This window comes from Salimicrobium jeotgali (genome assembly GCF_001685435.2).
GTDB lineage: Bacteria > Bacillota > Bacilli > Bacillales > Halobacillaceae > Salimicrobium > Salimicrobium album.
In genome coordinates this window covers 2177146-2190946 of record NZ_CP011361.2, presented here as the reverse complement: position 1 = coordinate 2190946, position 13801 = coordinate 2177146, and the positions used below count along the sequence as shown (strand labels likewise).

The following is a 13801-nucleotide window of genomic DNA, read 5'->3' as shown; positions in this document are numbered from 1 at the left end:
TTATGACTTTGACGACAGCACACGACTTACAGGAACACATCGCCAGTTTTATTGAAAACAGGAAAGAAACTTATATTACGACGAGTCATGCGATTCATGACAATCCGGAAATAGGAAATGAAGAATTTTTCGCTTCAGGGTTGCTTACTTCTCTCCTTGAAGAAGCCGGGTTCACTATTGACAGGCAAATTCCGGACCACGAAACCGCCTTTTTGGCACGTAAGAAATCGAGCCGGCCGGGCCCTGTTATCGGATATTTAGCGGAATACGATGCCCTTCCCGGCCTTGGGCATGCGTGCGGGCACAATATCATCGGTACGGCATCAACAGCGGCAGCGATTGCTCTCGGAGAAGTGATAGAGGAAACAGGTGGGGAAGTGGTAGTTCTTGGAACTCCGGCAGAGGAAGGAGGGCCGAACGGAAGCGCTAAGGGTACGTTTGTAAGACATGGGTACCTCCGGGACATAGACGTCTGTATGATGGTCCATCCGCTCGGAACTACATCAGGTTCCGCCCCGACGCTGGCGGTGGATCCGGTGGATTTTGAATTTTTCGGGGCAGCTGCCCATGCTGCCAGTAACCCGGAAGATGGGATCAATGCTCTGGACGCTGTGCTTCAGTTATTCAACGGCATTAATGCTCTCAGGCAGCACGTATCTGAAGACGTACGGATGCACGGAGTGATTCTGGATGGGGGAGAAGCCCCGAACATAGTACCGGAATACGCACGGGCCCGGTTTTACTTAAGGGCGAAGACGAGAGAGGACTGTGACCGGCTCACTGCCAGAGTAAAAAAGGTCGCTGAAGGAGCTGCTGCGACAACAGGTTCTTCCTATACTATGACGAAAATTCAGAACGGGGTGGATAACTTCAACGTGACGCCCGCATTTGAGGAGATTTTCAAAGAAAAGATCAAAGGGCTCGGGGAAGATTATCGGCCGCTGAAGAAAGGACTCGGCTCAACGGACGCCGGGAACATCAGCCAGGTGGTACCGACTATCCATCCTTACATCAAAATCGGTGAAGAGGACCTCGTTCCTCATACGAAGGAATTCAGGGAAGCAGCCCGCTCGGGAGACGGTGACGCAGCCTTATTGAAAGGAGCGAAAGCGTTGGCTCTGACAGGAGTCGAGTTGTTATGCTCAGCGAATTTGTTACAGAAAGTGAAGAATGAATACCTTGGCAGGGAGGCGTGAATATTTAGAGGAAAGAAAATCTTCGCCGTTTACTGGGAATAGTAAGCCGGCGAAGATTTTTTAGTTGCTTTTCTGTACTCATTTTAAGGATCAGAAGAGGTAGGGAATATAAACAACGAGCAGAATGATTATCCAGAGGGCGTCTACGAAATGCCAGTAGTAATTGAATATTTTATGTTTCTCCTTAAACAGGTTGAAAGGCAGAAGTCTGCCCTGAACAAGCAGCACGATCATCCAGCCCAGCCCGAACGTTACATGGACGGCGTGAAGACCGACTAATACATAGTATGCAGACAGGAAGTTGTTCGTTGAGACGACGTGTCCTTCGGCAATGAATTTGCGGAATTCTTCTATCTCGAAGTACATGAAGCCGGCTCCGAGCAGAAACGTGATGACCACACCTGCCACTATCAGCTTCATCTTCCTCTCCTTCAGTCCTTTTTCCGAGAGGAGCAGAGTGCCACTGCTCGATATCAGGAAGAGAGAAGCGAACAGTGTCGTCTGCCATTCGAACAGTTCACCCGGGTACGGCCCTGTCTGTGGTGGAGTGTAAATGAGGTAAGTGGCGAACAGTGTCGTGAACATAATCGCTTCCACAAAGAGATATATGAAGAAACCCGTTTTTTTGTCGGCAAATAACTCTTCGGACATTAGCTTACTGCTCATTTTCCTCCTCCTCTCTCTTATATGCCTCCGTGCGTTCATCGGAAAACGCTCTGATGACGAAAGTGCTTAACGACAGGATGCCGCCGAGGGTTTGCACCCACACCCATCCGTAAATGAAGCCGAAACTTAAGATGAATAAGCTCCCGGCAAGAAACATCGGCTGGAACGTTCTTCTCGCAATGGGAGAAGGACGGGGGTTTTTTGCCACCGGTAACGGCTTGTTATTGATTTTCGACCACCAGAACATGTCTCTGCGGTCGATGACCGGCATTCTTTCAAACGGGTGTTCCGGAGGAGGGGAAGGGACGCTCCACTCCAGGGTCCTCCCGTCCCACGGGTCGTCTCCGGCTTTGGCGCCGCTGCGATGGGTCTTAATGATATTCCAAAGGAAAAACAGCATAGATACAGCCATAAGATAGGCTCCGATACTGCTGATGAAATTGTAGGACCACACTCCGTCTTCCTGGGTGTATTCATAGACACGTCTCGGCATACCGTCGAGGCCGGCTAAGTGCTGCAGGAAGAAAGTGAGGTGGAAGCCGATAAGAAACAGCCAGAAATGCCACTTCCCGAGTGTGTCGTCCAGTATTTTCCCGGTCATGATCGGATACCAGTAGTAAATAGCGGCGAATGCTGCCAGTATGGTGGAGCCGATGATAACGTAGTGCAGATGGGCGACTACGAAGTAGGAATCATGGAACTGCATATCCGCAGCTGCCGAACTGAGCATGACCCCCGTCACCCCGCCCATGACAAAGGTGGGAATGAAGCCCAAAGCGAACATCATAGGAGCTTTCATACTTATGACGCCGCGTCTCATCGTGAAGAGCCAGTTGAACACTTTAATTCCTGTCGGCACGGCGATAAGCATGGAAGTGATTGCGAAGAAGGTGTTCGAAAATGCCCCGAGCCCCACGGTGAACATATGGTGCACCCACACCATCAGGGCGAGCAGACCGATTAACGTCAGGGAAAAGACCATGGACGTATAGCCGAACACATTTTTTCTTGAAAAGTTGGAGATGATGTCCGAAAAGATTCCGAAAGCCGGAAGAGCGATAATATAAACTTCCGGGTGCCCGAATATCCAGAACAGGTGCTGCCAGTAGACCGGATGGCCGAGTTCCCCGAGGAAGAAAGTCGCGTCGTAAAGCCGGTCGAACTGAAGCAGCAGTAAAGCAATCGCCAGCACAGGAAAAGCGATCAAAATTAAGAAAGAAGTAATCAGCGTAGCCCAGGGGAAAAGCGGCATCCTCGACAACGTAAGCCCCGGTGCCCGCAGGCGAATAATGGTAGCCATCATGTTGATCGCTGCAAATATCGTGCCAAGCCCGGAAACCTGGAGCCCGAATATGTAGAAATTGTTGTTGGGCCCGGGCGTATAAGAATCGGTCGAAAGCGGAGCGTAAGCGGTCCACCCCATGTTCGGCGCAGCATTGAAAAAGAAGGCGAGGAAGAAAATGGTTCCTCCCGTTAAAAACAGGTAGAATCCCACCAGGTTCAAGTAGGGGAAAGCGAGATCGTTGGCACCGATCTGGAGCGGAACCGCTACGTTCATTAACCCGATTAAAATAGGGGTGGCCACGAAAAATATCATCATGGTTCCGTGAGTTGTGAACAGTTCATTATATTTTTCACCTTGAAAGACCCAGAATTCGTTTTCCGGGGTGATAAGCTGGGTCCTCATAAATAAAGCGTCCACACCCGCTCTTAAAAAGAAAAGCATGGAAAAAAGAATGTACAGGGTACCGATTTTTCTGTGATTGGTCGTCGTGGTATAATCCAAAATCGTCGACCAGTACCGGTTTTTAATGATGATATATAGAACAATAGGTGTGATTATAAGTACGCTTAGCCACCCGGCGATGACGTCTGTGGGTACGAATACAGATTTTCCGTTAAACGAGAATTCCATAGTCTCACCTCTTTAACTGTCTATTTTTCTTCACTCAACCATTCTTCGAATTCCTCTGCCGGTATGACTTCGGTATCAAACCTCATATCGGTATGGCCCAGACCGCAGAATTCCGCACATTTTCCCTGGTACGTGCCTGTCTGATCCGGGGTCACCTTGAGCTCGTTTTCCTCCCCCGGAATCGTATCCCTTTTGCCGATCAGGCGCGGCACCCAAAAGGAATGGATAACATCGGTGGACTTCAGATGGAGAACTATTTCACGATCGACCGGCAGAACAAGTTCCTTATGTGTTTCTTTTCCATTTTCATACGCAAACGTCCAGTTCCACTGCTCGGCTATTACGTCTACATGCAGTGTGTCTTCGGAGCCAGCTTCCGTATTTGAAGCCTGGAACGTATACATTACGGTAGGGACAGCCAGAATGGCAAGCAGAACGAAGGGTATGGTCGTCCAGAGAATTTCCAATACACGACTGCCCTCTTCATGTTTTGGAATATCTTTTCTGTTTAAATCATTCTCGCGGTATTTCACTGTAAAAATGATGAAAAGGACACATACAACCGCAACGACAAACATCATAATTCCAAAACTTAGTTTAATCAGGAAAGCCTGGTCAGCTCCTGTCTCACTTACAGGATTAAGCGTCCGGACGTTACAGCCTGTGAGAAATAACATAATCAGTGCAGGAAGCAACTTTTTCATATGCATCTCAACCTTTTCTTCTGAGATTTTAGAAACCTTATTATAAACTGTAGCCTTTGGTGCGGGAGTTAAAACAAATAAAGAGAAGGATTTTCTGCTTAATTTTTCTGTAGGGGTAAACTTGAAAGTCTGTTTCCGAAAAAATAGAAGTTTTAGTACCTGGTCTATAAAGGGAAGAATTCTTGAGAGAAGCAGTAATACTTTATTGTTAAAAGAAACCAGTAGAAATAAGGAGGAGTTCTGAAGTGGGAAGATTAGATAATAAAACAGCAATAATCATCGGCGGTACTTCCGGTCTCGGAGAGGCGACTTCGAAAAAGTTTGCAGAAGAAGGCGCCCGCGTGGCAGTCGTCGGTCTGGAAGAAGAGAAAGGGGAAGCAATCGTCAAAGAGATCAGAAAGGCGAAGGGAGAAGCCGTTTTTGTACAGATGGACGTTACAGATCGCGAGTCTGTGCAGAACGGGATAAACAAAACCGTGGAACAGTTTGGTACGGTGGACGTACTTTACAACGGCGCCGGAGTGCACGACGCTTATAAAAATGTAGTGGAAACGGATGAGGATACGTTCGATAAATTGATGAATGTGAATGTGAAGGGGCCGTACTTGGCAGCTAACGCCGCGGTGCCGATATTCTTGGAAAACGGTAAGGGCACGATTATAAACATCGGTTCTCAATCCACGTTCGTTGCCGGAGCGGGCGGCAACACTTATGTTACGAGTAAACACGCCGTACATGGATTTACAAAACAGCTGGCGTACGACTTCGGCAGCAAAGGCATCAAAGCGAATCTGATTGCTCCAGGATTCATTGATACACCTATGACGAAAGGCATCGATGATGAGAGGCTGAAAGATATTCCTGCCGGAAGAGCCGGGAAACCGGAGGAAATTGCTGCAGCGGCTGTCTTTCTTGCATCGGATGAGTCAGACTATATGCAGGGTGCGGAATTGAAAGTCGACGGCGGCTGGACCGTCGGCCGGTGACAGATATAAGAATAATTAGAGTGCAAAAAAAGGGAGCCGCTGTTTCAGTCGGCTCCCTTTTTAACGTTAGAATCTTATTGCTCCACAGGAGCCAGCTCTTCTTCCGTTACCCACTTGTGGTTCTCCACTTGTTCTTCCGTATCGGTTGTCGTGAAATCGACCATATATACGGTGGTTTCCTTCGCAGAGTCGATAGTGGCTGTAGCTCCTTCCATACCTTTCATATGAGTAGCAGTCATTACCGCTTCTTCGCCTTCTTTCATCGGAGCTTCTCCCGGATTTTCAAATTCCTCATGGATCACCCATTTATGGTTCTTTACCGGGTCTCCCCCGTTCGTAGGTGTATAGGAAACAGTATAGACCGTTGTGTTAAAAGCGCCGGAAATTGTACTTTCCGCACCCTTCATCCCTTTCATATGTTCGGCTTTGATTTCAGCTTTGTCACCGACTGCAAATTCAGGGTCTTCCGCTTTTTTCAGACCAGCCGGTACGGAGCCGTCACTGGACATCTCTTCCGCTGAGTGTCCCATTCCTCCCTCAGTGTCTTCTTTCTGTTCTTTAGTGTCTTCTTTTTGTTCTTCCTGTTCTTTTTTGTCACCCGAACTTTCTGTTTCTTCTGCGGAATTCCCGCATGCAGCGAGTAATGCGGCCAAAAAGAGAGCCATTACACCGAAAATAATGTTCTTTTTCATTTATTAATCCCTCCTGAATCATTAATGTCACGTATATGGTACCTTTTCTATGTGCATTTTTCGTGCACCTCCGGTGACAGAATGGCGACAGTATCAAATGTATAAATGTTGACATATAAGGTCACTTATTTTAGGATATAATTATCTTGAAATCGAGATAAAAAATCTCAGACATTTGAATATGCAGATGAAAACTATCAATTAAAGGAGTTGTAACACATGACAGACGGTTTATTAGGAATTCACCACGTAACAGCGATTACGGACGATGCAGCAAGGAACTATAAATTTTTTACAGAAGTACTTGGTATGAGACTGGTTAAAAAAACGGTGAACCAGGACGACATTCAGACGTACCATACGTTTTTTGCAGATGACGTAGGCTCTCCGGGTACAGACGTCACGTTTTTCGACTTTCCGAACATTCCGAAAGGAAGACGCGGCACGAACTCGATCTCGAGAATCGGTTTGCGCGTACCTGACGATGCGGCACTTAAGTATTATCAGGATCGGTTTGAAGAGTTCGGTGTAAAAAATGACGGCATCCAGGAATTATTCGAAAAAAAAGTTCTTCCATTCGAAGAAGCTGACGGTCAGAGATTCCAGTTGTTTTCCGATGAAAACGATAATGGCGTAGCGCCAGGCACGCCATGGAAGAACGGTCCGGTTCCGGAAGAAAAAGCCGTATACGGTCTTGGTCCGATTGAAATCACTGTAAGCTATTTCGATGATTTCAAAAAATTGCTCGGTGACGTATACAAAATGAAGCCGATCCGCGAGGAAGAGGACGTAACGCTTCTGGAAGTGGGCGAAGGCGGTAACGGCGGTCAGGTTATCCTGCGGAAAGATGAAACATCACCTGCACGTCAGGGGTACGGCGAAGTCCACCACGTCTCCTTCAGAGTGAAAGACCACGATACTTTGAAACAGTGGGAAGAGAAGTATAATGAACTCGGCATGGGGCACTCCGGAAATGTGAACCGTTTTTATTTCGAAGCCCTTTATACACGCATCGGAGACATTCTTGTGGAACTTTCCACGGACGGTCCCGGATTTATGGGTGACGAACCTTACGAAACGCTGGGAGAAAGTCTGTCCCTTCCACCATTCCTGGAGTCACAGCGCGAACAGATTGAGGCGAAAATCCGCCCTTTCAACACGAAACGTTCCTGAACAGGCAAACGGAAATATAAATATTTCTTTTAAAAGGGAGTTGTTTACAAATGGAACACATTTATAAGGAAAACAAAAAAGGCGCCCCGGTATTTATACTGCTGCACGGTACAGGTGGTACAGAAAACGATCTCGTTCCTGTAGCCCAGTTACTGAACCCTGATTACAATATTTTAGGCATCCGGGGGAACGTTCAGGAAAACGGTATGAACAGGTACTTTAAACGGCACGGAGAAGGGAAGTATGACTGGGAGGATCTCGAATTCCGCGGTAATGAACTGTACGAATTCATTACAGAGAAGGCTGAGGAGTACGGTTTTAAACTGGAAGATGCGATACCTGTCGGCTTTTCGAACGGATCCAACATTGCTATTCAGATGATGCTCAGGCACCCGGACGCTTTCAAAAAAGCTGCGCTTTTTGCACCCCTTTATCCTGCAGACGTGGAAGAGAAACAGGATTTCAGCGACGTGGAAGTCTTCCTGTCTCTTGGTAAAGGGGACCCGATCGTTCCTGAATCCGAAAGTGAAAGAGTCATCAACCTTTTTGAGGAAAGAGGAGCTGACGTTACCACGGCCTGGGTCCAGGGACATACGCTTACAGAAGATGTAGCGCGCAAAGCGAAAGAATGGCTTAATAAGTAAGAGGATCGAATGATCGGACGGAAGTATCTCGTGAAAGTTCCGACGAACACACCGCATCTGCTGGAACGATTTGGACTGTTCACGATTATTTTGTTAGGGGAGTCGATTGTCAGCTTGCTCGCGGTGATGCATCCGGAAGAAGGAGACTGGAGCTCTATCGGATTCTCTCCCGTTTCCTTCGCTATCATCATTTCTATGTGGTGGCAGTATTTCGATAGTATGGAGAAAAAAGTTGATAAGAGGAAAGAAACGGCCGGGCAGATAATCATTTACGGTCATCTGTTCATTTATCTTTTGCTAGGTTTGATCGCTGCACCCATCCGTCTGACGTTTTTGGAAGATGTCTCCTATGTATTTTCTTGAGCCTTCTGGGAGGTTTCCTTCTTATCGATAAATTGTTCATCATACCAAATATCTTAGTTTTTGTGCAGCTGGCGATATTCTTCGCTATCTATGCCAAAGTTACGACCTGATTGCTCGCTGCTTTACGAGTTATATGAGGTGCAAAAAGGGCGTTTTGCCCGTCTCCCGGAGGACGGACAAAACGTCTTTTCTATGCCGTTACTTACGTCAGATAAAATTTTGCACCACTCCGGCAGATATAAGAAGGAGCAGTGGGCGTCTATCTTCCTTTTGTTCCTTGCCCGAGGAATCAGTTTTTGTGTGATAATATTAATGTAGGCGCTATCATAGTTCCTGCCATTTTTATACGATGGTTAACGCTCGCCGCCTGTAAACTGCTGGTACTTCGTTAGTGAGAACAGGATCATGGGAAAAATTTTTCTTCGTACGACAATTTCAGCCGTCACCTCGAATACAGTCCGGCTGACGAAAGGGGAAACAAAGATGTCGTTGCCGCTTGAATCGATGAGAGTGCTTGATTTGACACGCTTACTGCCCGGACCGTACTGCACCCTGATGCTTGCAGATTTCGGAGCGGAAGTAATCAAGGTGGAGGATCCATATAATGGGGATTATGCCAGAGGATATGAGCCGAATCTTGATCAGGACAGCGCTTTTTTTCATTCACTGAATCGGAACAAAAAGAGTATTTGTCTGGATTTGAAAACGGAAGAAGGGAAAGAATACTTCCTGGAACTAGTGAAACGGGCAGACGTTGTTGTGGAGTCTTACCGTCCGGGAGTAATGGAGAGGCTCGGCCTTGACTATGAACAGCTGAAGAAAGTGAATGACCGCCTGATCTATTGCGCAATCACCGGGTATGGGCAGACCGGCCCTTACCGTAATCAGCCCGGCCATGATGTGAATTACATAAGCTATGCCGGGCTGTTGAATCTGACAGGAGAGAAAGAAGGGAAGCCGATTATCCCTTCGGCCCAGATTGCCGATATCGGCGGAGGGGCATTGCCCGCTGCTGTCGGTATTCTGCTTGCTCTGCTGGAGCGCGAAAAATCCGGAACAGGGCAGTTCGTCGATATTTCCATGCTTGACGGAGTCGTATCGTGGATGCAGCTGCTGCTCCCTGCTTTTTTTAAGGAAGAAGAGGAACCGAAGCGCGGAGAACAGATGCTGAACGGCGGGCTGGCCTGTTATGAAGTGTATCAAGCGAAAGACGGAAAATGGCTCTCGGTGGGAGCGCTGGAACCGAAGTTCTGGAAAAACTTCTGCGAAGCCATCGGCCGTGAAGATTTGATTTCACACATCAATTCTCCTCCGGAAGTACAGGAGAAGATGAAGTCGCAGATCAGCGGTATCGTATTGACGAAAACTTCTTCGGAATGGATGGAAGTCTTCCGTGAAGTGGAAGCCTGCGTCACGCCGCTGCTTACCTTTGAAGAAATGATAAAAGATCCACAGATAACTGCGAGAGAGATGATCCGGACGTTCGAGCACGACACGCTCGGTTCTATAAGGCAAATAGGGATTCCTGTAAAATTATCGGGCACTCCTGGGATCATCCACTCCCGTGCACCAAAACTCGGGGAACATACGGATGAAATACTTAAAAAGATCGGCGTGAAAAAATGAAGTTGGGTCGATATAAAAAACAACCCGTGACTTTAAATCGCGGGTTGTTTTCGTAAGAGCTTATTATTCTTCATTCTCCACGTGCCGGCCATAATCGGGTACGGCAATTTCTTCGAAGTTATCGGTCAAATAACTGAGGTTTTTACTGAGTTCGTTATTTTCCATCGGGAGCCCGTGTCCCGTAATAGCGCGTACAGGGTTCAGGTCCCTTAACTTCCGGACGGAGGTATGGGAAGCTTTCCAGTCAGGAGTAAAATAACGGGGAGGACCGCTGATGTCCTTCTTCTGTAAGGTTACATCCATCAGGTTCTCCTGTTTCACTGTAGTGAACGCGTCCCCGGCAATCAGTGTCTGATCTTTTTCTCTCCACAGGGAAACGTGGCCGGGAGTATGACCGGGAGTGTGGATCCACTTCCACTCTTCTAGGAATGGCACGCTGCCGTCATCCGGAAGAGGATAGACCATATCTCCGAGATTTACAGGGTCTTTGGGGAAAAGACCGGACAATTTAGCTACAGCTCCTCCCTGGACGGATGGATCCGGCTTCATATAAGCTTTTTCTCCACGCAGGAAAGGGAGTTCCCGTTCGTGAGCGTATACAGGAACATTCCAATGCTCGACAAGTTCCACGATGGAGCCCACATGATCAAAGTGTCCGTGAGTCAGTACGATAGCCTTAGGGGGATGGTCTTTACCGAAAGTTTCTTCCGCTTTACTGATAATTTCCCCGGACGAATTTGGCGTACCGGCATCAACCAGTACCCAGTCGTCATTTGATTTATTTGCAACGTAGCATAAGTTTACGATTTGAACAGTGTGGTACCAAAGATTATCCGCAAGCTTCTCAAATTTCCCGCTTTCTTTCGACGTTGCCGGGATATTTTTATAGTCTTTTCCGTATTGAATATCATCCTTCATCTTCTCATTGCCTCCTTCACTGCTTCTTCCGGTTATATGTGGATTTCTACCCGCAGCTTTTTCTGCTGAAACATAAGCGGAAACGGTTATCTTCTCAAGCGTAAGGCTTAAGCTAGGGATAGCACCGGAAAGGCTTTAATAATACTGAACATCTCATGATTTCATGTATAATGTAATCACAATAATTGTCCTGCTCTATAAAACGGGAAGTGAGCAGGGGAGAGCGGAGGAATAATATGAGGAAAAGAATAGGGGTCATTATCGGAATTATCGTGCTTAGTCTCAGTGTGTTCCTGATTTTCAGTAATCAGCAGAGCGATACGGAGACCCGGGAGGAGAAAAGCACTTCCGAAAAAGAAAAGGGGGAAGCCGGCGTTCGTCCGGCGGAAATATTTTCCCGGGCTGAAGAAGGAGAGGCCCCCGGTGTGCCGTTTACAGTCGGCGAAACGACCGGTGAAGAAGTGCGGGATAAGTGGGGAGAACCGGAGAAGACCTCCGAGGATAACAAAGAGACTGTGCTGGACTATTCTTCCCGAAATGTGAAAATCGGGATCAGCGGGAATGTGGTAACTATGCTGAAATTGGATAGAAAAGAAGAGAGTCCCCTCGGCGCTGAAAAGCTTAAGTCGTACAAAGAGCCTGACCGGACGGAAGAGAATGAAAGCGGAAAGGGACGGACGCTTGCCTATACGCTTTCCGGAGGACGCGTGCTGGAATTTGTTTTTTCCCGGCCTGGAAATGAAGGGACGGAGAAAGAATTGGACTACGTGACGCTGAGTGCAGACACCCAGGAAGCGGACAGTGCAAAAATCAGCAAAATGAGCCTCGAGGAAAAGATTGGTCAAATGATTTTCGGCGGTGTCAGTGGTACTGAAATGAATGAAGAAACGAAAAAAGTTATTGAAAAATATCACGTGGGCGGTCTTATCCTGTTCGGCAATAACATTACGAGTGCTCCTCAGACCGTCGATTTTCTGAATGAGATGAAGCAGGTTAATGAAGGCAACCCTTACCCGCTTCTGCTCGGAGTAGACGAAGAGGGGGGACGGGTCTCACGAATGCCTCCGGAAGCCGCCAGCCTCCCGCCAGGCGGGGAAGTAGGAGAATTGAACGACCCTGAACTCGCTTTTAAAACCGGGAAAATCCTCGGGATGCAGATGAATGAACTCGGCTTTAATCTGGATTTCGCCCCTGTTCTGGATGTGAACAGTAACCCGGATAACCCTGTCATCGGAGACCGCTCCTTTAGCAGTGACCCGGAAACCGTGAGTAAGCTCGGTATTCAGGTAATGAAAGGAATTGAAGAGCAGGGAGTGATACCTGTTATCAAGCACTTCCCGGGGCATGGAGACACAAACGTGGATTCCCACCTGAACCTTCCTAAAGTCACAAAAAGTTACGAAGAGCTGAAACAGATGGAACTCGTACCGTTCAAACAGGCTATCGAAGCGGGAGCGGACGTTACCATGACCTCCCACATTCTGCTGCCGGCATTCGACGAACAGTACCCGGCTTCAATGTCCGAAGCGGTGATTACGGACGTCCTGAGAGAAGATCTCGGTTTCGGAGGTGTAGTTGTTACGGATGATTTAACGATGGGGGCCATCACGAATGAATACAGCGTGGAAGATGCGGCTATAGAGACGGTGAAAGCCGGCGGGGACCTGCTTCTTATGGCGCACGATTCCAATTTGATTTCCAATGTTTTTAATAAATTAAAAGCGGCTGTTGAGAACGGGGAACTGTCGGAAGAAAGAATAAATGAGAGTGTCGAACGCATCGCAGACTTGAAGGATAAATATCAGATTACCGGGGAACAGACGCCTCCTCCTGAGTTTCAGCCTGTGAACCGGAAAGTGGAGGAGATTCTTGAACAGGTTTCCTGACGAACAGTATTAAAAAGTTCTGCGGTGGGAAAAGAAAAAAGAGAGGGAAGTATTAACAATCCGATGTACAGCACTATAATTACGCAGGAGTTTTTTAAATTGCGAACCGGGAGGAAAAAGCATGAAAGAAATCATCTTATCCACCGAAAGCTGTGCCGACCTGCCAAAGGACTTGAGAGTGAAATACAACCTTTACACAGTTCCTATGCATATTATTATGGATGACAGGGATTATCCGGACGGCTCTCTCCCCGTAGAGGAAATCTACAATTATTATGAACGCACGAAAAGTATCCCTTCTACTACAGCTACGAACATACACGAATATGAAGAACTTTTCACAGAAATCCGGAAGACACACCCGGGATGCGCTATTGTTCATATCGGTTACACCTCGAAGGCATCTTCCTCTTTTCAGAATGCCGTTATCGCTACGGAAGAGTTTGAGGACGTACACCTCATCGACGCTTTAAATGTAACAGGAGGACTTGCTGCAGTTGTACTTCGCGCCGCGGAAATACTACGGAATGAGCCGGAAACAGAGGCAGAAGAGCTGATGGAAAGGATAGAACAGACGGTACCTAAAGCCCGGCTGTCTTTTATCCCGGGGAGTCTTGAGTTTCTGAAAGCAGGCGGCCGGGTGAGCAATGCAGGGTCACTGATCGGAACTCTGTTAAAAATAAAACCCCGGATAGATCTGAAAAACGGAAAATTGATTTCGACGAAGAAATATCGGGGAAACATGAAAGGTGCCGGAAGAAAACTTCTTCATGATTATTTCAGTGAATACGACATGGATCCTGATCAACTGTACTTCATTTACTCGGTTGGTCTGGACGAAGAAACCAGGGGGATGTTAGAGCAAATAGCTGAAAATTACGGTTTTCGAAATATCAGATGGATTCAGGCGGTCGGCATGATCTCCACACATTCGGGACCTGGAGATTTCGGGGTGGCCGGCCTCGAAAAATAAAATCGGGGGATACAAGTCAGGACAGTCGTCCCGGCTTGTATTTTTTTCGTGACCGTTGA

General features: G+C 47.5%; 13 protein-coding genes. 8 read left to right on the top strand and 5 right to left on the bottom strand.

Annotated features, from left to right (window positions below; genetic code table 11):
- Nucleotides 1-2 precede the first annotated feature (2 nt).
- Nucleotides 3-1196, top strand: a complete 1194-nt coding sequence (locus AAV35_RS10945) for a M20 family metallopeptidase (protein WP_008588146.1) — start codon at nucleotides 3-5, stop codon at nucleotides 1194-1196.
- A 90-nt stretch (nucleotides 1197-1286) separates the two neighbouring features.
- Here the strand turns inward: AAV35_RS10945 and AAV35_RS10940 are convergent, their stop codons facing one another.
- Genes AAV35_RS10940 through coxB form a run of 3 tightly spaced genes read right to left on the bottom strand, consistent with a single transcriptional unit; the run spans nucleotide 1287 to nucleotide 4481 of the window.
- Complete coding sequence (locus AAV35_RS10940; protein WP_008588148.1) at nucleotides 1287-1862, bottom strand: cytochrome c oxidase subunit 3; 576 nt, start codon at nucleotides 1860-1862, stop codon at nucleotides 1287-1289.
- The gene (locus AAV35_RS10935) at nucleotides 1852-3777 is read right to left on the bottom strand and encodes a cytochrome c oxidase subunit I (RefSeq protein WP_008588150.1); all 1926 of its coding nucleotides are present in this window, start codon (nucleotides 3775-3777) and stop codon (nucleotides 1852-1854) included. The genes AAV35_RS10940 and AAV35_RS10935 overlap by 11 nt, the downstream gene beginning before the upstream one ends.
- 20 nt (nucleotides 3778-3797) lie before the next feature.
- The gene (gene coxB / locus AAV35_RS10930; RefSeq protein WP_052034728.1) at nucleotides 3798-4481 is read right to left on the bottom strand and encodes a cytochrome c oxidase subunit II; all 684 of its coding nucleotides are present in this window, start codon (nucleotides 4479-4481) and stop codon (nucleotides 3798-3800) included.
- Nucleotides 4482-4726: 245 nt separating this feature from the next.
- Here coxB and AAV35_RS10925 point away from each other — a divergent pair, with 245 nt between their 5' ends.
- Nucleotides 4727-5467, top strand: coding sequence for an SDR family NAD(P)-dependent oxidoreductase (locus AAV35_RS10925; RefSeq protein ID WP_008588153.1), 741 nt, complete (start codon nucleotides 4727-4729; stop codon nucleotides 5465-5467).
- A gap of 74 nt (nucleotides 5468-5541) precedes the next feature.
- Here the strand turns inward: AAV35_RS10925 and AAV35_RS10920 are convergent, their stop codons facing one another.
- Nucleotides 5542-6159 carry a YdhK family protein gene (locus tag AAV35_RS10920; protein WP_008588155.1) on the bottom strand — a complete coding sequence of 206 codons (618 nt, stop codon included), beginning with the start codon at nucleotides 6157-6159 and terminating at the stop codon, nucleotides 5542-5544.
- A gap of 219 nt (nucleotides 6160-6378) precedes the next feature.
- Here AAV35_RS10920 and mhqE point away from each other — a divergent pair, with 219 nt between their 5' ends.
- From mhqE to AAV35_RS10900, 4 genes are all read left to right on the top strand, one after another.
- The gene (gene mhqE, locus AAV35_RS10915; protein WP_008588157.1) at nucleotides 6379-7332 is read left to right on the top strand and encodes a ring-cleaving dioxygenase MhqE; all 954 of its coding nucleotides are present in this window, start codon (nucleotides 6379-6381) and stop codon (nucleotides 7330-7332) included.
- Nucleotides 7333-7382: 50 nt separating this feature from the next.
- On the top strand, nucleotides 7383-7976 hold the full coding sequence (locus tag AAV35_RS10910) for an alpha/beta hydrolase (RefSeq protein ID WP_008588159.1): 594 nt from the start codon (nucleotides 7383-7385) through the stop codon (nucleotides 7974-7976).
- A gap of 9 nt (nucleotides 7977-7985) precedes the next feature.
- Entirely contained in the window at nucleotides 7986-8339 is a 354-nt protein-coding gene (locus AAV35_RS10905) for a low temperature requirement protein A (RefSeq protein WP_008588161.1), read from the top strand.
- 405 nt (nucleotides 8340-8744) lie between these two features.
- Nucleotides 8745-9965 (top strand): CaiB/BaiF CoA transferase family protein, encoded by a 1221-nt coding sequence (locus tag AAV35_RS10900; RefSeq protein WP_008588163.1) that lies wholly within the window; start codon nucleotides 8745-8747, stop codon nucleotides 9963-9965.
- A 63-nt stretch (nucleotides 9966-10028) separates the two neighbouring features.
- Here the strand turns inward: AAV35_RS10900 and AAV35_RS10895 are convergent, their stop codons facing one another.
- Nucleotides 10029-10883, bottom strand: coding sequence for an MBL fold metallo-hydrolase (locus AAV35_RS10895; protein ID WP_008588166.1), 855 nt, complete (start codon nucleotides 10881-10883; stop codon nucleotides 10029-10031).
- 236 nt (nucleotides 10884-11119) lie between these two features.
- Here AAV35_RS10895 and nagZ point away from each other — a divergent pair, with 236 nt between their 5' ends.
- Both nagZ and AAV35_RS10885 read left to right on the top strand, forming a co-directional pair.
- Nucleotides 11120-12769, top strand: a complete 1650-nt coding sequence (gene nagZ / locus AAV35_RS10890) for a beta-N-acetylhexosaminidase (protein ID WP_008588168.1) — start codon at nucleotides 11120-11122, stop codon at nucleotides 12767-12769.
- A gap of 121 nt (nucleotides 12770-12890) precedes the next feature.
- Entirely contained in the window at nucleotides 12891-13742 is an 852-nt protein-coding gene (locus AAV35_RS10885) for a DegV family protein (RefSeq protein ID WP_008588169.1), read from the top strand.
- Nucleotides 13743-13801: the final 59 nt, after the last annotated feature.

What these genes read in the sequence shown, in the direction of transcription:
- AAV35_RS10920 (WP_008588155.1), bottom strand. Translation starts at nt 6,159, where the DNA reads ATGAAAAAGAACATTATTTTCGGTGTAATGGCTCTCTTTTTGGCCGCA.
- AAV35_RS10940 (WP_008588148.1), bottom strand. Translation starts at nt 1,862, where the DNA reads ATGAGCAGTAAGCTAATGTCCGAAGAGTTATTTGCCGACAAAAAAACG.
- AAV35_RS10905 (WP_008588161.1), top strand. Translation starts at nt 7,986, where the DNA reads ATGATCGGACGGAAGTATCTCGTGAAAGTTCCGACGAACACACCGCAT.
- AAV35_RS10910 (WP_008588159.1), top strand. Translation starts at nt 7,383, where the DNA reads ATGGAACACATTTATAAGGAAAACAAAAAAGGCGCCCCGGTATTTATA.
- AAV35_RS10900 (WP_008588163.1), top strand. Translation starts at nt 8,745, where the DNA reads ATGGGAAAAATTTTTCTTCGTACGACAATTTCAGCCGTCACCTCGAAT.
- coxB (WP_052034728.1), bottom strand. Translation starts at nt 4,481, where the DNA reads ATGAAAAAGTTGCTTCCTGCACTGATTATGTTATTTCTCACAGGCTGT.
- AAV35_RS10895 (WP_008588166.1), bottom strand. Translation starts at nt 10,883, where the DNA reads ATGAAGGATGATATTCAATACGGAAAAGACTATAAAAATATCCCGGCA.
- AAV35_RS10945 (WP_008588146.1), top strand. Translation starts at nt 3, where the DNA reads ATGACTTTGACGACAGCACACGACTTACAGGAACACATCGCCAGTTTT.
- AAV35_RS10935 (WP_008588150.1), bottom strand. Translation starts at nt 3,777, where the DNA reads ATGGAATTCTCGTTTAACGGAAAATCTGTATTCGTACCCACAGACGTC.
- mhqE (WP_008588157.1), top strand. Translation starts at nt 6,379, where the DNA reads ATGACAGACGGTTTATTAGGAATTCACCACGTAACAGCGATTACGGAC.
- nagZ (WP_008588168.1), top strand. Translation starts at nt 11,120, where the DNA reads ATGAGGAAAAGAATAGGGGTCATTATCGGAATTATCGTGCTTAGTCTC.
- AAV35_RS10885 (WP_008588169.1), top strand. Translation starts at nt 12,891, where the DNA reads ATGAAAGAAATCATCTTATCCACCGAAAGCTGTGCCGACCTGCCAAAG.